Origin of the sequence: Kitasatospora sp. NPDC050543, assembly GCF_044457565.1 — a bacterium.
GTDB lineage: Bacteria > Actinomycetota > Actinomycetes > Streptomycetales > Streptomycetaceae > Kitasatospora.
On record NZ_JBITGZ010000004.1, the window covers coordinates 348,519 to 365,529 of the forward strand.

At 72.2% G+C, this 17,011-nt stretch carries 15 protein-coding genes and 1 pseudogene; 11 read left to right on the forward strand and 5 right to left on the reverse strand.

The annotated features are described in order from the left end of the window. The first annotated feature begins 382 nt into the window (after nt 1-382). From ACIBH3_RS07500 to ACIBH3_RS07520, 5 genes are all read left to right on the forward strand, one after another. Nucleotides 383-2,767: a phosphoketolase gene (locus tag ACIBH3_RS07500; protein ID WP_396310955.1), complete on the forward strand. Its 2,385-nt coding sequence runs from the start codon at nt 383-385 to the stop codon at nt 2,765-2,767. 146 nt (nt 2,768-2,913) lie between these two features. Further along, nucleotides 2,914-3,156, forward strand: a complete 243-nt coding sequence (locus tag ACIBH3_RS07505; protein WP_396310956.1) for a hypothetical protein — start codon at nt 2,914-2,916, stop codon at nt 3,154-3,156. A 108-nt stretch (nt 3,157-3,264) separates the two neighbouring features. Next, nucleotides 3,265-3,675 carry a VOC family protein gene (locus tag ACIBH3_RS07510; protein ID WP_396310957.1) on the forward strand — a complete coding sequence of 137 codons (411 nt, stop codon included), beginning with the start codon at nt 3,265-3,267 and terminating at the stop codon, nt 3,673-3,675. A gap of 272 nt (nt 3,676-3,947) precedes the next feature. Continuing rightward, nucleotides 3,948-4,412, forward strand: coding sequence for a helix-turn-helix transcriptional regulator (locus ACIBH3_RS07515; RefSeq protein ID WP_396310958.1), 465 nt, complete (start codon nt 3,948-3,950; stop codon nt 4,410-4,412). Nucleotides 4,413-4,417: 5 nt separating this feature from the next. Then, nucleotides 4,418-5,044 (forward strand): glyoxalase, encoded by a 627-nt coding sequence (locus ACIBH3_RS07520; protein ID WP_396310959.1) that lies wholly within the window; start codon nt 4,418-4,420, stop codon nt 5,042-5,044. Between the two features lie 433 nt (nt 5,045-5,477). Here the strand turns inward: ACIBH3_RS07520 and ACIBH3_RS07525 are convergent, their stop codons facing one another. Beyond that, nucleotides 5,478-6,704, reverse strand: a complete 1,227-nt coding sequence (locus ACIBH3_RS07525) for a PP2C family protein-serine/threonine phosphatase (RefSeq protein WP_396310960.1) — start codon at nt 6,702-6,704, stop codon at nt 5,478-5,480. Nucleotides 6,705-7,300: 596 nt separating this feature from the next. Continuing rightward, the gene (locus tag ACIBH3_RS07530) at nt 7,301-8,170 is read right to left on the reverse strand and encodes an SDR family NAD(P)-dependent oxidoreductase (RefSeq protein ID WP_396310961.1); all 870 of its coding nucleotides are present in this window, start codon (nt 8,168-8,170) and stop codon (nt 7,301-7,303) included. A 105-nt stretch (nt 8,171-8,275) separates the two neighbouring features. Here ACIBH3_RS07530 and ACIBH3_RS07535 point away from each other — a divergent pair, with 105 nt between their 5' ends. Continuing rightward, nucleotides 8,276-8,857: a CGNR zinc finger domain-containing protein gene (locus tag ACIBH3_RS07535; protein WP_396310962.1), complete on the forward strand. Its 582-nt coding sequence runs from the start codon at nt 8,276-8,278 to the stop codon at nt 8,855-8,857. A 175-nt stretch (nt 8,858-9,032) separates the two neighbouring features. Here the strand turns inward: ACIBH3_RS07535 and ACIBH3_RS07540 are convergent. Both ACIBH3_RS07540 and ACIBH3_RS07545 read right to left on the reverse strand, forming a co-directional pair. Next, a pseudogene (locus ACIBH3_RS07540) lies at nt 9,033-10,128 on the reverse strand (serine hydrolase domain-containing protein). A gap of 339 nt (nt 10,129-10,467) precedes the next feature. Next, the gene (locus ACIBH3_RS07545) at nt 10,468-11,670 is read right to left on the reverse strand and encodes an erythromycin esterase family protein (RefSeq protein WP_396310963.1); all 1,203 of its coding nucleotides are present in this window, start codon (nt 11,668-11,670) and stop codon (nt 10,468-10,470) included. Nucleotides 11,671-11,728: 58 nt separating this feature from the next. Here ACIBH3_RS07545 and ACIBH3_RS07550 point away from each other — a divergent pair, with 58 nt between their 5' ends. From ACIBH3_RS07550 to ACIBH3_RS07560, 3 genes are all read left to right on the forward strand, one after another. Continuing rightward, nucleotides 11,729-12,520 (forward strand): TioE family transcriptional regulator, encoded by a 792-nt coding sequence (locus ACIBH3_RS07550; protein WP_396310964.1) that lies wholly within the window; start codon nt 11,729-11,731, stop codon nt 12,518-12,520. A gap of 105 nt (nt 12,521-12,625) precedes the next feature. Beyond that, entirely contained in the window at nt 12,626-13,378 is a 753-nt protein-coding gene (locus tag ACIBH3_RS07555; RefSeq protein ID WP_396310965.1) for a DUF4184 family protein, read from the forward strand. A 46-nt stretch (nt 13,379-13,424) separates the two neighbouring features. Further along, nucleotides 13,425-13,565 carry a hypothetical protein gene (locus tag ACIBH3_RS07560; protein WP_396310966.1) on the forward strand — a complete coding sequence of 47 codons (141 nt, stop codon included), beginning with the start codon at nt 13,425-13,427 and terminating at the stop codon, nt 13,563-13,565. 194 nt (nt 13,566-13,759) lie between these two features. On the opposite strand, the gene ACIBH3_RS07565 is transcribed toward ACIBH3_RS07560, so the two are convergent. Beyond that, the gene (locus ACIBH3_RS07565) at nt 13,760-14,584 is read right to left on the reverse strand and encodes a class I SAM-dependent methyltransferase (RefSeq protein WP_396310967.1); all 825 of its coding nucleotides are present in this window, start codon (nt 14,582-14,584) and stop codon (nt 13,760-13,762) included. 74 nt (nt 14,585-14,658) lie between these two features. Here ACIBH3_RS07565 and ACIBH3_RS07570 point away from each other — a divergent pair, with 74 nt between their 5' ends. Then, nucleotides 14,659-15,297, forward strand: a complete 639-nt coding sequence (locus ACIBH3_RS07570) for a TetR/AcrR family transcriptional regulator (RefSeq protein WP_396310968.1) — start codon at nt 14,659-14,661, stop codon at nt 15,295-15,297. 293 nt (nt 15,298-15,590) lie between these two features. After that, nucleotides 15,591-16,880 carry a serine hydrolase domain-containing protein gene (locus ACIBH3_RS07575; RefSeq protein WP_396310969.1) on the forward strand — a complete coding sequence of 430 codons (1,290 nt, stop codon included), beginning with the start codon at nt 15,591-15,593 and terminating at the stop codon, nt 16,878-16,880. Nucleotides 16,881-17,011 lie beyond the last annotated feature (131 nt).

The following is a 17,011-nucleotide window of genomic DNA, read 5'->3' on the forward strand; positions in this document are numbered from 1 at the left end:
AGGGCCGCGGGTACGGGCCGGCCGACCGTGGGGGTGGCCGGGCCAGGCGTGCGGAACCGGGGACGGGTGGGGCTGTCCTCGGTTCCGCGCCATGACCGGCACGACGACGGACAACAGCCCGCCGGGAAGTGGCCGCTCGTGCCGGGGGAGCGGCCGTCCCGGATCGGGCGAGTGCCGGGCCCCGCCCGGCTCTCTCCTTCCGCCCGGTGCAGGACCCGACAGCCCAGGACCCGGCAGCCCGAGGGAGCAGGGCCACAGGTCCCGGCCGCGCGGCCGTACCGTACCCCGGTCGGCCCTGTGCGCGACCGCCTCCGCAGCGTGACGATGGGATCGGCCTCAGCTGCCGAGCACCGCACCCGACGACTCCGAGGAGACCACGATCATGCCCAGGACCTCACGTCCGGCGCCCGCCGCCCTGTCCGACCGGGAGCTCCGTACGCTCGACGCACACTGGCGAGCCGCGAACTACCTGACGGTCAGCCAGATCTACCTGCTGGACAACCCGCTGCTGCGCGAGCCGCTCCTGCCCGAGCACATCAAGCCGCGTCTGCTGGGCCACTGGGGTACCTCGCCGGGCCTCAACCTGGTGCACACACACCTCAACCGTGCTGTGAAACAGCGGGATCTGGACGCGATCTGCATCTGGGGCCCGGGCCACGGCGGCCCGGCCGTGCTCGCCAACTCCTGGCTGGAGGGCAGCTACACCGACACCTACCCGGACATCACCCGCGACGCCGACGGCATGGCGAAGCTGTTCAGGCAGTTCTCCTTCCCCGGCGGTGTCCCCAGTCACGTGGCCCCCGAGACGCCCGGCTCGATCCACGAGGGCGGCGAGCTGGGCTACTCGCTCGCCCACGCCTACGGCGCGGCGCTGGACAACCCCGGCCTGCTGGTCACCTGCGTGATCGGGGACGGTGAGGCGGAGACCGGGCCGCTGGCCGCATCCTGGCACGGCAACAAGTTCCTCGATCCGGTGCACGACGGCGCCGTGCTGCCCGTCCTGCACCTGAACGGTTACAAGATCGCCAACCCGACCGTGCTGGCCCGCCTGCCCGAGTCCGAGCTGGACTCCCTGCTGCGCGGCTACGGTCACGAACCGCTGTACGTGACCGGCGAGGACCCGATGACGGTCCACCAGGCGATGGCCGCAGCCCTGGACAGCGCGTTGGAGAAGATCGAGGCGATCCAGCGGGCCGCCCGCGAGGGCGACGCCACCGCACGCCCGGCCTGGCCGATGATCGTGCTGCGCACCCCGAAGGGGTGGACCGGCCCGGCCGAGGTGGACGGCCTGCCGGTGGAGGGCACCTGGCGCGCCCACCAGGTGCCGCTGGACCAGGTCCGCGACAACCCCGCCCACCTCGCCCAGCTGGAGGCGTGGCTGCGCTCCTACCGACCCGAGGAGCTCTTCGACGGGCATGGCCGGCCCATCGAGCAGGTCCTCGCCTGCGTCCCCGAGGGGCAGCGCCGTCTGGGCGCCAATCCGCACGCCAACGGCGGTCTGCTGCTGCGCGAACTGCCGCTGCCGCGGCTGGAGCGCTACGCCGTCCCCGTCGACAAGCCGGGGGCCACCCTCCACGAGCCGACCCGTGTCCTGGGTGACCTGCTCGCCCAGGTGATGGCCGACACCGCGGAGCGCCGCGACTTCCGGCTGGTCGGCCCGGACGAGACCGCCTCCAACCGGCTCCAGGCCGTGTACGACGCCACCGGCAAGAGCTGGCAGGCGGACGTCCTGCCCACCGACGAGCATCTCGCGCACGACGGCCGGGTGATGGAGATCCTCTCCGAACACACCTGCCAGGGCTGGCTGGAGGGCTACCTGCTCACCGGCCGGCACGGCCTCTTCTCCTGCTACGAGGCCTTCGTCCACATCGTCGACTCGATGGTCAACCAGCACATCAAGTGGCTGCGTACCACCCGGCGGATCCCCTGGCGCGCCCCGATCGCCTCGCTCAACTACCTGCTGACCTCGCACGTCTGGCGCCAGGACCACAACGGCTTCTCGCACCAGGACCCCGGCTTCGTCGACCACGTGCTCAACAAGAGCCCCGAGGCCGTGCGGGTCTACTTCCCGCCGGACGCCAACACCCTGCTCGCCGTCGCCGACCACGTACTGCGCAGCCGCGACTACGTCAACGTGGTGGTGGCCGGCAAGCAGCCCTGCTTCGACTGGCTAGGCCTGGACGAGGCCCGCGTCCACTGCGCCCGGGGCGCGGGCATCTGGCCGTGGGCCGGCACCGACGACGGAAGCCGTGAACCGGACGTCGTCCTCGCCTGCGCCGGTGACGTCCCCACCCAGGAGGTGATCGCCGCGGCAGGGCTGCTCCGCCTTCATCTGCCCGACCTTGCGGTGCGGGTGGTCAACGTGGTGGACCTGGCCCGGCTGATGCCGGCCGAGGAGCACCCGCACGGTATGCCGGACGCCGAGTTCGACGCGCTCTTCACCCGGGACAAGCCGGTGATCTTCGCCTACCACGGCTACCCGTGGCTGATCCACCGGCTCGCCTACCGTCGCACCGTCCACCCGCACCTGCACGTGCGCGGCTACAAGGAGTCCGGCACCACCACCACACCCTTCGACATGGTGGTCCGCAACGATCTCGACCGCTACCGCCTGGTCATGGACGTCATCGACCGCACCCCCGGCCTCGCCGTGCGCGCCGCCGCTGTCCGCCAGCAGATGGCCGACCAGCGCACCCGCCACCACGACTGGATCCGCGAACACGGCACCGACCTGCCCGAGATCGCCGACTGGCACTGGAACGCCTGACCCGACCCGGACGCCGCGGCCGCGCGCCGGACCCGACGGCCACCTCCGAACGAGTGGACTCGCCGGAACGCGTACCGGACGGGAGCCACGGGGCCTGGATGGTGACGTTGCCATCTGAGTCCCCGACCTGGAGGCAGCACCCCGGCATGCGGCGCGACCCCTCCCGCCGGCTGTGCGCCGCAGCGCTGCTCGCGGCGTCCGTGCTGGCCACGGACGTCCGCTCCCAGGGCCAGGAGCCGTCCACGCTGCTCGCCCAGGCGATCACCGAGATCGTGACCCCGGACAACGTCTACGACCGCCCGGTCCCCCCGCGCCGGCGTGCCCGTCACGCCAGGGGAGCGGCAGCGATGACGGACGGAGTCGGCAGCTCAGGCAGGGCGACCGCCTGACGGGGGCGCCGACCCGTGCGGGGATCGGCCGTGGGTGGCGAAGCAGGTGGCCGGACCGGTCAGGAATCGAGAAGCGCGGGTCACACGGTCGTGCCTAGCATGATCGTCATGGACATCACCATTCACACGGCCTTCCTCCCGCATGACGACCCGGACGCGTCCCTGGCCTTCTACCGCGACGCCCTCGGCTTCGAGGTCCGCAGCGACGTCGGGCAGGGCAAGATGCGCTGGATCACGGTCGGCCCCGTCGGCCAGCCCGGCACGTCCATCCTCCTGGCGCCGCCGGCCGCCGACCCCGGGGTCACCGAGGACGAGCGCCGCACCATCGTCGAGATGATGGCCAAGGGCACCTACGGCTGGATCCTGCTGGCCACCCGGGACCTCGACGGCACGTTCGAGAAGGTGCAGGCCGGCGACGTCGAGGTGGTCCAGGAGCCGACCGAGCAGCCGTACGGCATCCGCGACTGTGCCTTCCGCGACCCGGCGGGCAACCTGGTCCGGATTCAGGAGGTTCGCTGAGCCGCCCCGTCGATTCGGCCGTGACGGCCGGCATCGTGACCACCTGAGAAGAAGGACACGGGCGGGCGGCACCTCCGGACCGCTGCCCTCGACCACGCCTCGGCGGCCGCACCATCGCAGCGGTACTCGCGATGTCGGCCGCCGAGGCCCGAGGCCTGCTCGACCGGCTTGTCGACACCGGCAAGCCGGTCATCGCCATCGAGCACCTCGCCGCCGCCCACCTCGGCGGGCAACCCCGGTGCTCGCGGACATCAACGAGAAGGAGATCTTCCATGTGTCACCCCTCGTGGGGGCGCGCACGCGCCGCGGCGCACCGTCTCAGCGACCTCAGGCAACTGCGCCGGGTCCGCGACCGGATCGACCGGGAGTACGCGCAGCCGTTGAACGTCGAGGCGCTCGCCCGCGGCGTGAACATGTCCGCCGGGCACCTCAGTCGACAGTTCCGGCTGGCCTACGGGGAGTCCCCGTACGCGTACCTGATGACGCGTCGCATCGAGCGGGCCGCGGCCCTGCTGCGCCGTGGCGATCTCAGCGTCACCGATGTCTGCTTCGCGGTCGGCTGCTCCTCGCTGGGCACCTTCAGCACCCGCTTCACCGAGCTGGTCGGCATGCCGCCCAGCGCCTACCGGCGCGGCGCAACAGGTGCTGCGGCGGGGATGCCCCCGTGTGTGGCGAAGCAGGTGACAAGACCGGTCAGGAATCAAGAAGCGCCGGTCGCCGAGCCGCAACTAGCGTGATGGCCATGGCATCCATCGAATTCATCACCCTCGACGTGGCCGACCTCGCGGCCGCCGATTCCTTCTACACCGCCGCCTTCGGCTTGGACACCCAGATCCGCCTGCGGGCCTCGGAGACACCCACCAGCGGCTTCCGTGGGTTCACGCTCGCGCTCACGGTGTCCCAGCCGGCCACCGTCAACAGTCTCATCGGCTCCGCCATCGACGCCGGCGCCACGGTGCTGAAGCCTGCCGCGAAGTCGCTCTGGGGCTACGGCGGTGTCGTACAGGCCCCGGACGGGACGGTCTGGAAGGTCGCGACCTCGGCGAGGAAGGACACCGGCCCCGCCACCCGGCAGGTCGACGAGATGGTGCTCCTGCTGGGAGTCGCGGACGTGGCCGCGAGCAGGCGGTTCTACGTCGACCAGGGCCTTGCCGTGGCGAAGAGCTTCGGCCGCGTGTACGTCGAGTTCGCTGCCGGGTCGAGCCCGGTCAAGCTGGCGCTGTACAGGCGCCGTGCCCTTGCCAAGGACGCCGGCGTCTCTCCCGACGGCACCGGATCGCACCGGCTCATGATCGGCGGCAATGCCGGGCCCTTCACCGACCCGGACGGGTTTGCCTGGGAGGCTGCATCGCCGGCGCTCACGTCCTGATCCGACACGGCTGCCCTGCCCGCCCGGCCTTGCTGCCCGGTCGCCGAGCACGAGACGGCCGCCTCTTCACACTCGGGCCGAGGATCCGGCGGACGTGTTCAAGGTGCGCGAGCCGGCGGTGGTGCAGCCCGGCGCCGGGCTCCACCCCTGGTTCGGCGATCGGGCGTGGCCACCCGGACACCGGCGGCCGTTCCTGGCCGGTGGCGTCGAGCAGCAGCTTCGCGGCTCGGGCGCACCGCGGCACGGCTCCAGCCCGGGGGCGACGTCCGTCCGGCCGTAGTCCACGCCGCCCGCGCTGTGGCGGGCTCAGCCGGCCGCCCGCCGCCGACCGGCCCGGCTCCGCCGAAGTGCCGCGGAGTGACCATGGCTCCCCGCGTCGCCTTCGACCCGCGTCGCTTTCGACTCGCGCCACGGCGGCTACGAAGGGCTGCGGTCACAGCCGGACGATGACCAGGGCGGTGTCGTCGGTGGCGCCGCCGGGCGGCAGCAGCTCGGCCAGGACGGCATCCGCGAGGGCTTCGGGATCGGCGGCCCGATTGCGGCGGAGGGAGTTGGCCAGGCGGGTGAGGCCGGTGTCGATGTCCTCGTGGCGGCGTTCGATCAGGCCGTCGGTGTACAGGACGAGGGAGGCCCCTTCGGTGAAGGAGGTCGTGGCCTGGGGGCGGGGCACGTGTTCGGGGCGGGCACCGAGCGGAGGGTCGGTGGCCTGGTCGAGGAAGGTGACGGTGCCGTCGGGCCGCAGGAGGGCCGGCGGGGGGTGGCCGGCGCTGCTGTAGGTGATGGTGTGGGTGTCCCAGTCGATGCAGGTCTCCACGGCGGTGGTGTTCTCGGCGCCGTCGACCGAGCGGGCGTACAGGCCGAGGACCTCCAGTGCCTCGGCGGGGCCGTCGGTGGCACGGGAGGCGGCGCTGAGGGCGCTGCGGAGCAGGCCCATGACGCCGGCGGCCTGCAGACCGTGCCCCACGACATCGCCGACGGCGACGCCGATGCGGTCGTCGGGCAGGTCGACGAGGTCGTACCAGTCACCGCACACGTTGAGCGAGCCGACGGCGGGCCGGTAGCGCACGGCGGCCCGGTGGTGTCCCACGTCTGCGGGGGCGGGCAGCATCGCCTCCTGCAGGGCGAGGGCGACCTCGCGTTCGCGGGCGTGGGCCTGGCGCAGGCGTTCGTTGATGTCCTGGAGTTCGTGGGCGCGGGTGTAGAGCTCGGCCTCCAGCACCCGGGTGCGGCTGCCCTCGGGTCTGCCGCGCGCGCGGATGAGTTCCGTGACCTCCTCCACGCGGTGCACGAGCAGGACCACGTCGCCGTCCGGGCCGTGGACGGGGGCGTTGACGGGGCTCCAGTAGCGTTCCTCCCATTCGTCGGGGTTCTCCGGCGATTGCACGTCGTAGCGTTGCAGGGCCATGGCGTCGCGCTCGCCGGTGGTCAGGACCCGTCTGAGCGAGGCCGCCAGGTTGCGCATACCACTGGCGGAGGGGTCGTTCGGGTTGTCGGGGAACACGTCGAACAGGTAGCGGCCGACGACCTGGTCGCGGGTGCGGCCCGACTGGCGCAGGAACTCCTCGTTCGCGTCCGCGTACACCAGGTCCGGGGTGAGCAGCGCCACCATGCCGGGCAGCGCCTGGAACACCCCCGCGTAGTCGATCACCGCGTCCGTCATTGGTTCGCCGCCTCAGCGTCCGCCGTCCTCACGTGATCTCCACGATAGGCGCGCGCCGGGCTCGGCCTGGAAGCCGCGCCCGCGTCCTCCCGACAGCCTCGATGACCTCGCGGTCGGCGGGCTGACGCCATGAGCTCGGGGGAGACCGGGACGCGTGAGGGGGCGACGCGCCCGGCGGCGCAGATCGGCAGGGTGAGGCCACCGCGACGCCCGACCGACATCGTACGGCGGCGCTGCGCCGGCGGCTCGCCGCGCAGCTGATGTTCGAGCTCGTCCTCCCGCTCGGCTCGTACTACGGGCTACGCGCGGCCGGCGCCGGCCAGTGGCTGTCGATGGTCGTCGGCGGCCTGCTGCTGCCGTGGATCGGCTACGGCATCGTGCGGCAGCGGCGCGTGGAGGCCATGGCCGTGTTCACACTGAGCCCGGTGGTGGCCGGACCGGCACGGTTTGAAGCTGTAGGGCGCAACCCGGTGGCCGGCCGGCCCCCGGTGCCCCCGGCGCGCTTGTCCTGCGGCCGGGGGCATCGGTGCTCGCGCCGTTGGCACGGCGGCTGGCCGTCGCGCTACGGCTGCCGGTCGGGCGGCAGCCCGCCCGTACTACGGCTGACGTTCGGGCGCCGCCTCGTCCGCGCTGCGGCTGACGTCGGCCCAGGCGTCCAGTTCCCGCAGGCGTGCGGTGAGGGCCTCGCGGAGGCCGTCCTGCGCCGCGCGTCCGAGGGCGAGGCGCAGCGGCGGCTGCTCGGCGTCGACGGCGGCCATGACGGCCGCGGCGACCCGGGCGGGATCGGCGAACGCGTCGGGCGGCAGTTCGCCGAGCGAGCGCTGGACGGCGCGCACGGTCCCGTCATAGTCGGGGGTGGGCTCGGCGAAGACCAGGTGGGACAGGAAGCCCGTCCCCAGGTAACCCGGTTCGAGCATGGTGACCTTGATGTTCAGGGGGGCGAGCTCGCCCGCCAGCGCGTCGGAGAGTCCTTCGAGCGCGTACTTGCCGGCCGCGAGCAGTCCCACGCCCGGGTGCGCCGACTGCCCGTAGAGCGAGGACCCCTGGAGGATGTGGCCCGAGCGCTGCCTGCGCAGCACGGGCAGTGTCGCGCGCAGCACGTTCAGCGGGCCGAACAGGTTGGTGTCGAAGACGGCCCTGGACTGCGCGTCGGTGGCCTCCTCGACGGCGCCGAACAGTCCGTAGCCCGCGTTGTTGGCGACCACGTCGATCCGTCCGAAGGCGGAGACGGTCTGCTCGACGGCGCGGTGGGCCGCTTCCTCGTCCCGGACGTCGAGCTGGAGGGCGATGGCCTGTCCGGGGTAGCGCTCGACGAGGTCGGTGATGGATTCGGGGCGGCGGGCGGTGGCCGCGACGCGGTCGCCACGGTCGAGGGCGGTGAGTGCCAGTGCGCGGCCGAGGCCCTGGGAGGAGCCGGTGATGAACCAGGTGCGGGAGGTGTCCGGGGTCTGTTCGATCTTCGTCATGGTTAGGACCATATGCTGTTAGCGCCTAACTCACAAGCCTCGGTGTGCTCGGATGTCTATGCGCCTGATGGGTGGCACCTCTCCAGGTTCGGGTATCGTGGCCCCATGGCCATGGATGCGACCAGGACGACCCTCAGCCCCTCGGCGGCGGCCGAGGCTGTCCTCGCCTTTGTCAACACCCGGGCGATCGACGGCAGTCGGGAGCAACTCGGGGACGGGGTGTCCTTCGCGCAGTGGCTCGGGCAGGAGGGCCTGGTCGGCCCGGGTTCGCTGGTCACCGACGCCGACGCCGCCGCCGCCCGGGAACTGAGGGACGCTCTGGTGCTCGTCCTGCTCGCGCACGCGGGGGAGGAGGACGGCGAGGGCCGGGCCGGAGCCGAGGAGCACCTGCGCCGCAGCGCCCAGCTGTACCCCCTGGCGCCTGTCATCACCGCCACCGGCGTCCAGCTCCTGCCCACCGGGGGCGGCGTGCCGGGCGCACTCGCAACCGTGCTCGCGGCGGCGTCCGACGTCGCTCTGCGAGGCGCCTGGATGAGGCTCAAGGCCTGCCGGAACCCCCCGTGCCACCTCGGGTTCTACGACCGTTCGCGCAACTCATCGGCGGCGTACTGCAGTCCGAACCGCTGCGGGGCGCAGGTCGCCATGCGGACCTACCGCACCCGCAAGGCACAGGAGGACGGCAGGTAGCGCACCAGCGACGCCGTCCCGGGTGTCACCCCTGCGCAGACCTGCACAGCGCCCCCGGCCCGGACCCTTTGAACTCGCCGGCTCAGGCGCCTGCACTATGCCGGAGAGGACGTCCACGACCCCCGAAGTCCACCGGCGATGGCCTGTCCCGGTACGCATCAGGCCGCGATCGCCGCTACCTGCCGTCCCCAGGAGGCGTCGTTCGGCGGCACAGGGCCGTGTCCACGACACTCTCGATATGCTTCATGGTTGCCTCGTCGGCCGGCTGGTCGGTCACCGCGACGTTGGCGGCTCGGCCGTCGTCGGTGACGCCGCCCCGGGTCTCGTATCCGGTGATGCTGCCGCCGTGGCCCCAGTAGACACCGCCGCACGACAGCGGCTTGCTCACGAGCCCCAGTCCGTAGCGGGCGCCGGTCCCGAAGGGGCGTCAGCGGGGACGGTGGTGCGCATCTCGGCGAGCTGGGCCGCCGGGAGGAGACGGCCGGCGAGGAGCGCGCCGAAGAACCGGTTGAGATCGGAGTTGGTGGAGATCAGCTGACCTGCCGCCCAGCCCCAGGACGGGTCCAGCTCCGTGCCGTCGCGCCGGGGCGCGCCTGCTGAATCCTGGTAGTAGCCCTTGGGGTGGGGTTCTCGGATGGTCGCGTCACCGGGGGCCGGGAAGCAGGTGTGGCGCAGCCCGATGGGTTCGATGATGCGCCGGTCCATCTCCTTGGCGAGGGCTCGGCCGGTGACCTTCTGGACGATCAGGCCGGCCAGCAGGTGGTTCGTGTTGCTGACTCCCATTTCGCCCCGGGGGCGAAGCCGGCCTTGTGCTGGAGCGCGAGGTCGAGGAGTTCGCGGGGTTCGTAGTACCGGACGTCCTCGCCGAGGTACCTGGTGTAGTTGGGAAGTCCGCTGGTGTGCTGGAGGAGCTGACGGACGGTGATGTGGCGTCCGTCGATCCCGTCCCCGCGCACGAGGCCCGGCAGGTAGGTGTCGACCGTGGCGTCGAGGCCGATCTTCCCTTCGCCGACCAGTTGCAGCACGACCACCGCGGTGAACGTCTTGGTGTTGCTGCCGATCCGCACCTGGCCGTCGACCGGTACCTTCGCGCCGGTGGCCAGGTCGCCGACCCCTGCGGTGTAGGTACGGATGCGGCCGGTACGGTCCTTGACGCTGGCCAGCGCGGCGGGCAGGCCGTCGGTGCGCACCAGCGCCTCCAGGCCCTGCCGGACGGCGTCCGGCCTGGCGGCGGCGGAGGCCACGGGCGATGTCAGGGCTCCCATCGTCATGACGCCCACGGCCACCGCGCCCGCGGCCGGCACGGCCCTGCGCCGACCACCCGGCTGCCGCCCGGAGGAACGAAACCCCTGCCATGCCTGCTCACGCACGGGCCAACTCCTATGGATCGTTGGGAAACCAGCGGTATGTGCCGGGCCCAGCATGTCCGGATGCGGCCGCCCGGGACGATCCTGCCAACCCCCAGCTCCAGGTGGGGCTACCCCCCGTTGCGCTCAGCCGACGGGGAACGGGGTGGGGACGCCCTGCCCGTGGGTGGCGGCGTCCGGAGAGCAGACGCGACGGGAGCCTGGAGTGCCGGCCCCCGCCGCCGCCGACCCGTCGGACACGCCCTACCTCTGCGGGACGTCCTTGACGAACAGGATCCCGTCGCTTCCGGCGAGGTGGGCCGGGTCCAGCGGGGCGTAGCCGAAGTAGGGGGAGGCCCGGAGGGCGGGCCGGGTGTCGCCGAGGGCGGCGGCCAGCCGGCGGGCGTCGACGACGTAGTGGCCCTGCGGGAGCGCGTACAGGAGTCCTTCGACGGTGTCCGCCGGCGGCGTGTCCACTCCCTGGTGCCGGATCGTGCCGAGTGCCGTGGCCAGGAAGGCGTACTCCTCGCCCAGGCGGGCGCTGACGAGCGCGCCGGCGCTCCACCACTCCAGCGGCAGGCCGCCCATCCGCATCGTGCTCTTCTCCCGCTGGAGATGGGAGTTGTGGGCGTGGACCAGTACCGGGCCCCGCGCGGCTACGGCGAGGAGGTTGTCGGCCATCATCTGGTCCCGCAGGCCCACCAGTCGGGTCATCCGGGCCGGTGAGGTGTCGGCCATCCAGAAGTGGTAGCGCAGCAGGCCGGTGGCGGTGCGCCCGTACAGGCGCGCCTGGTCCCAGTCCTCCCGCGAGGTCGCCGAGATCAGGTGCGGCGTCTGCGCGTCGAGCAGCGCCACCAGATCGTCGGCGAGCAGCCGCAGCTCCCTGGCCTCGGCCGACTGCCCCACGGACCGGGTCGGGTCCATCATCGCGGCGGGATCGGTCCACCGGTCGTCGGCGCCGAGCAGCCGGTCGAGCGCATCTGCGGAGCAGGGGAGCAGGTCCACGCCCACCGTGGCCGAGAGGTAGCCGTGGAGTGCGGTGAGGGACTGCCGGGGGCTCGCGGCGCCGGTGATCTCCAGCGGGCCGTCGAAGCCGGCGAAGCGGAGCCGCTCGGACGCGGGCCGGCCGTCGTTGTGGGCGCGCATCCAGCGCACGAGCTCGCGGTTGGCCGCGGACGCGCCGAACCCGTGGCTGAACCCGTGCTCCATGACCTCGTCGAGGGTGCCCGCGCCCGAGCTGATGTGGTCGTCCACGACCAGGCCCATCATGCAGTCGCTCTCGATCGCGATCGTCCGGTACCCCTCCTGCTCGACGAGCTGACGGAAGAGCTCGTTGCGCAGGTCGAGCAGAGTGTCCTCGCCGTGGGTGGGCTCGCCCAGGGCGAGCAGCCGCGGCCGGCCCGGGAGCAGCCTCATGACGGCGGCGGCCTCGACGGCATGGGCGGTGTCCTTGATGTCAGTAGCCATGCATTCAACGGTATCGTTGAACTCTCGGTTGAAACTTTCCCAAGATATCGGCAGGCTCATGGGGCAGAACCTTCAAAGTGATCGGCGGCTCAGGCCGGTCGATCTGGCGCGCGGGCACGGCCTGTCCACGCAGGCGGTCAGGAACTACGAGGAGGCGGGCATCCTTCCGGCCGCGGGTCGCACACCCCACGGCTACCGCACCTACACCTCGCTGCACGCGGGGGCCCTGCGCGCGTTCCTCGCCCTGGTGCCCGGCCACGGCCACCGGACGGCGACATCGATCATGCGGGCGGTGAACGAGGGCGCGGTCGACGAGGCGTTCCGACTCATCGACGAGAGCCACGTCCAGCTCCTCGACGACCGCCGGACCCTCCAGGCCGTGGAGAGCGCCCTCCGCGACCTGGAACCCACCACGGTGTCCGGGCCCGGTGCGGAACAACCCGGACCGGCCGCGGTGTCGGAGCCGGCCGCGGTGTCCGGGCCCGGCGGCACGTTCATCGGGCCGCTGGCCGGGAAGCTCGGGATCCGGCCCGCGACGCTGCGCAAATGGGAGCGCACCGGGCTGGTGCGCCCGCGCCGCGACCCGCGGACCGGGTACCGCGTCTACGACGAGGCCGACGTACGGGACGCCCGGCTGGCACACCAGCTCAGGCGGGGCGGCTACCTGCTGGAGCAGATCGCCCCGCTGATCGCCCAGGTGCGTGCGGCAGGTGGGCTGGAGCCGCTGGAGGCCGCCCTGTACGACTGGCGCGGCCGGCTGTCCGCCCGCGGGCGGGCCATGCTGACCGGGGCCGCCGAGTTGGAGGCGTACCTCCGCGAGCGCGCAGCTGACACTTCGGCCGCCCGCTGACGAGCGACTTCCGGTCCGGCTGGTTCGGGTGCCGAAGGGTGGGTGCACAAAGCCGACACAACCCCTCGAAGTGAGCGTCGACACCGACCAGTATGGTTGGCATCCGTGCCCTTCACCTTCAGTCATCCCGCTGCCGTCATACCCCTCCTGCGGCGCGGCCGGTTGATCGGATCGGCGCTGGTGTTCGGAACGGTGGCACCGGATCTGCCGTACTTCGCCGGGGCGTTCGCCCTCGGCGACACGGCTCACGCCTGGTGGGCGGTGCCCACCGTCGACATCGCGATCACACTCGCACTGGTCGGGGTGTGGCACCTGGTGCTCCGCGGGCCGCTGGTGGGCCTGCTTTCGCCGCGTTGGGCCGCAGCCGCGGAGCAGTTGACGAGATCTCACGACCGGCGGATCGGCCTCTCCAGGGCACTGTGGTTCGCGCTGTCGGCGGGGATCGGAGCGGCCACGCATGTGGTGTGGGACGCCTTCACCCATCCGGGGCGATTCGGGACGCGGCTCGTCCCCGCCCTGGAGACCGCCCGGCTCTTCGGCAAGCCGCCGTACGACTGGCTGCAGTACGGCTCCTCCGTCATTGGGCTGGTCGCGCTCGGCTGGTACGCCACGCAGGAGTTGCGTCGCGCCGAGCGGGCCGGTGGCGCGCCGGTGGCCGGCGCGAGCGCGGCGACCCGTCGGCTGGTACTGGGCCTGACGGTGGTCGCGGCCATGCTGGGCGTGGCGTACCGCATCGCCGGCTGGAGCCGGCCGGGCCTGCCACTGCTCTCCCTGATCCCGGTCATCGCCTTCGGCGCGATCGCGGGGGCGGGCGCCGCACTGGTGATCTACGCACTGGTCGCCCCCCGGCGGGGCTGAGCGCCCATGCCGGCGGGGCCGGGCCGACCGCATACGCTCCGCCGCGGTGATCGACGCCCTGCCCGGCCTGGGCAAGACCACCATTGCGCACCTGTTCGGCCGCACCTTCGACCGTGCCCAGATCCGCCGGCGCGGCCCGGTCACCGAGCTCGGACACGAGCGCGTCCCGGTGTTCGCGTCGGGCTGACGTCGAACACCACCCTGCGGACCCTGAACCGGATGATCTGCGAGTTCTACGGCCACCCACGACAGGGCAGGCTCACATGTGTCCGGCGACGCGACGCGGCCTGATCCCGGTGTCCGCCGCCTGCCCCCGGCGCGGATGCCGCCGAGGATCCGTTGGAGTCGATCACTTGGTGGGCCGTGTCCTGCCCGCGGTGGTCAGTTCGCCGGGCCTGGTCCGGTGCGGGTTCGCGCCGCCGTGACCACCACCGCGGTGTAGCGCATCGTGAAGGTGCCGCCCTGCGCGTCGATGACGGCCCCGATGCCCGCCAGGAGTTCTTCGAGCTTGGTCGGCGGGGTCTGGCCGGCATCGCCACCGGTGCGCAGCTGATCGAGCCACTCGTCCCGGAGGTAGGGCCGCTCCCAGGTGAAGTGCCATTGCTGTGGGTCGTCGAACGCCGTGGTCTGTCGTATCCCGTCGGCCGCCTTGGTGAAGAGCGCCGAGTACTCCTCGACGGCGGGCTTGGCCCAGGGGTTGCGAGGGGAGTCGGGCAGGACTCGGTTGTGGACCTCGGAGAAGGCCTTCGCCATCTCGGGGGACGGCCGGAAGACGTTCCAGAACACGGCCAGTCGGCCGCCCGGCCGCAGTACCTCGGCCGCCTTTGCCGCTCCCGCGACCGGGTCGATCCAGTGCCAGGTCTGCCCGGCTGTCACGGCGTCGAAGGTGCGGCCGGCCGGGTCCCAGGCTTCGAAGGCGGCCACCTCGGCGTGGAGTCCGTGCCGGCGTGCGAAGGCGGCCATGCGCGGGTCCACGTCGACACCCAGCACCGTGCAGCCGGCCGCTCGGAACGGCCGGGCCGATATGCCGGTGCCGATACCGACGTCCAGGAGGTCGGGTCCGGGGCTTGCGGCGATGATCGCCTCCACCATGGCGTCGGGATAGCGGGGCCGGGCGCGATCGTAGCGTTCCGCATCCGAGCCGAACGACTCGGCTGCCAAGCGGTGTTGATGTGACTCACTCTCGGAGAACGGTAAAGTGGGCATGCGCCCACTATGAGTGGGCGCATGCCCACTCGTCAATCGCGTGGGCCCTTGCGGACCGAAGGAGGCGGGGCGCCATGCCGACGGGGGTAGCCATCCGCGATGTGCGAGAGCAGCTGTTCGACGCCGCCGAGTGCGTCCTGCTCCGGGACGGTCCGAGTGCGCTGACCAGCCGGGCGGTCACGACGGAGGCGGGCTGCGCCAAGGGCGTCCTGCACCGTCACTTCGCCGACTTCGAAGGCTTCCTCGCCGAGCTCGTACTGGACCGCATCGCTCGGATCGACAGCCGGGCTGCCACCCTCCGCGGCCTGGCCGGGACCAGCACGGTCGCCGACAACCTCACCGGCGCGCTGACCGAGCTGTTCGGCTCGGTCGCGGTCGCGATCGTCAGCCTTGTCACGTCCAGGGACGACCTGCGCGCCCGACTGCGCCTGGCCAGGCCGACCGGCGTTCCCGTTCTGACGGACGCTGCAACCGTGATCGCCGCCTACCTCACCGCCGAGCGCGAACTGGGCCGCATCCCGGCGGACGCGGATGTCGACACGCTCGCCCCCACCCTGATCGGGGCCGCGCACATGCTGTTCGCCGACCGGAAGGGCACACCGCCGGAGCCCGGAGCCGTCCACAAGGTCGTGACCACGGTACTCGCGCTGCCGGCGACGACCGGCCGGGTCGCCGAGCAAGATGCCGGGACGCATCGGACCGAGAGAGAGTGACCGTCCGGCCCGCCGTCGCGCCGGCTGGGCGCCGGCCGGTCTGCCTCTGCCGGGCCGGCCGGCCGGGCGTCATCGTCATGGGAAAGCGCGACCGGCAGAGGCAAGGCGATCGGCGCCGCGGTCGACCTCCGCCGCACTGTCCCGGCGCGATCCAATTGATCGTCAGGAACATTGCCAGGAACGCTAGGTCCGCCCGACCCGGGTTGTCGGATGCTCGCGCGTGCGGGATATTGGATCTTGGTTCCGAGGGAGCCTCTGTTTCAAGTGACGAAATGTCAGGGGGGATTCTTCTTATGGCACGTATTGGATCCGTGCGTTTGCTGGCCGTGGCCGCGGCCGGCGTGGTGATCGTGGCCACGGGGGCGACGGGTGCCGCCGCGGCGCCGGCACCGGCTTCGGCGGTGCCGGACACGGCCGGGGTGCGGGCCGCGCTGCAGAGCGCGGTGAACGCGGGGGCGCCGGGTGCCTTCGCGGTGATCAGGGATCACGGCGGAGCGGAGACCAAGCTGTCGCTGACGGTCGGCAAGGCTGATCTGGACGGGACGCCGATGAACGCCGACTGGCAGTTCAGGGTCGGCAGCAACAGCAAGATGTTCGCCGCGGTGCTGGTCATGCGGCTGGCCGAACAGGGGCGTATCGACCTGGACAAGCCGCTGCGGGACTACCTCCCGGCGGGCACGCTCCCGGAGGGCTGGACGATGACCGGCCGGCAGGTGATGGAACACCGCGCGGGAATCTACGACCACACGAACGATCTCCTGGAGCAGTCCGGCGAGGAGACCACGAGCGCCTTCGAGGCGCGTATCCGCAACAACGTCTACGACCCCGCGAAGCTCGTGGCGATGTCCGTCGCGCACGGCCTGCAGTCCACGCCGGGGACGCGCTACGCCTACTCGAACACGGACTTCGTGCTGATGGGCCTGGCGGTGGAGCACCTCACCGGCCGGCCGTACGCCGATGTGCTGCGCGATGAGATCATCGATCCGCTGGATCTGCGCCGGACGTCCTTCGTCGTCCCGGACAAGGAGATCACGGGGCGGCACGTCACCGGCTACCTGACCAACGACGACCGTTCCAAGCCGCTGCTGAACTCCACCGAGCAGACCGCTTCCTGGGTGTGGAGCGCCGGCGGGGTCATCTCCTCCGCCCGCGACATGGACCGCTTCCTCACCACGCTGATGGCCGGCACCGCCGGCGGGCTGGTCTCGGACGACTCGCTGAAGCAGATGACCAGTGTGCTCCCGACCCCCACCGCGAAGGTCAGCTACGGGCTCGGGCTCCGGCAGATCGCGCTGTCCTGCGGCAACGTGTTCGGTCACGGCGGGATCGTCCAGGGCTACCAGACCCAGTCCTTCACGACCCCCGACGGCCGTCGCAGCGTCGTCGTCTTCGCCAACGCCTCCAACAACGGCAGCGTGACGCAGGGTCTGATGAACGCGCTGGAGCCCGCCTTCTGCGGCAAGCAGCCCGCCCCGGCCGCCGTTGCACCCCGCACCATGACGGCGCCGGGGGTCGGCGGCCAGCAGGAGGGCGGCGTGGCGCCCCACGACATCACCCCCGTGGTGGACGACACCCGCATCTGACCGGTCAGGGCCGTGGGGGGGGGGGCGGGCCGGGGGGGGGGGGGGGCGGCGGCCCCCCCCCCGCCCGCCGCCGCCGCCCCCCCCCCCCGCGCCCGGCCGGCGGTCGGGGGTGCGGCCGGGGCCGGGGGGCG

Coding starts and splice junctions, on each gene's coding strand:
- ACIBH3_RS07500 (WP_396310955.1), top strand. CDS start 383: ATGCCCAGGACCTCACGTCCGGCGCCCGCCGCCCTGTCCGACCGGGAG.
- ACIBH3_RS07505 (WP_396310956.1), top strand. CDS start 2,914: ATGCGGCGCGACCCCTCCCGCCGGCTGTGCGCCGCAGCGCTGCTCGCG.
- ACIBH3_RS07510 (WP_396310957.1), top strand. CDS start 3,265: ATGGACATCACCATTCACACGGCCTTCCTCCCGCATGACGACCCGGAC.
- ACIBH3_RS07515 (WP_396310958.1), top strand. CDS start 3,948: ATGTGTCACCCCTCGTGGGGGCGCGCACGCGCCGCGGCGCACCGTCTC.
- ACIBH3_RS07520 (WP_396310959.1), top strand. CDS start 4,418: ATGGCATCCATCGAATTCATCACCCTCGACGTGGCCGACCTCGCGGCC.
- ACIBH3_RS07525 (WP_396310960.1), bottom strand. CDS start 6,704: ATGACGGACGCGGTGATCGACTACGCGGGGGTGTTCCAGGCGCTGCCC.
- ACIBH3_RS07530 (WP_396310961.1), bottom strand. CDS start 8,170: ATGACGAAGATCGAACAGACCCCGGACACCTCCCGCACCTGGTTCATC.
- ACIBH3_RS07535 (WP_396310962.1), top strand. CDS start 8,276: ATGGCCATGGATGCGACCAGGACGACCCTCAGCCCCTCGGCGGCGGCC.
- ACIBH3_RS07545 (WP_396310963.1), bottom strand. CDS start 11,670: ATGGCTACTGACATCAAGGACACCGCCCATGCCGTCGAGGCCGCCGCC.
- ACIBH3_RS07550 (WP_396310964.1), top strand. CDS start 11,729: ATGGGGCAGAACCTTCAAAGTGATCGGCGGCTCAGGCCGGTCGATCTG.
- ACIBH3_RS07565 (WP_396310967.1), bottom strand. CDS start 14,584: ATGCCCACTTTACCGTTCTCCGAGAGTGAGTCACATCAACACCGCTTG.
- ACIBH3_RS07570 (WP_396310968.1), top strand. CDS start 14,659: ATGCCGACGGGGGTAGCCATCCGCGATGTGCGAGAGCAGCTGTTCGAC.
- ACIBH3_RS07575 (WP_396310969.1), top strand. CDS start 15,591: ATGGCACGTATTGGATCCGTGCGTTTGCTGGCCGTGGCCGCGGCCGGC.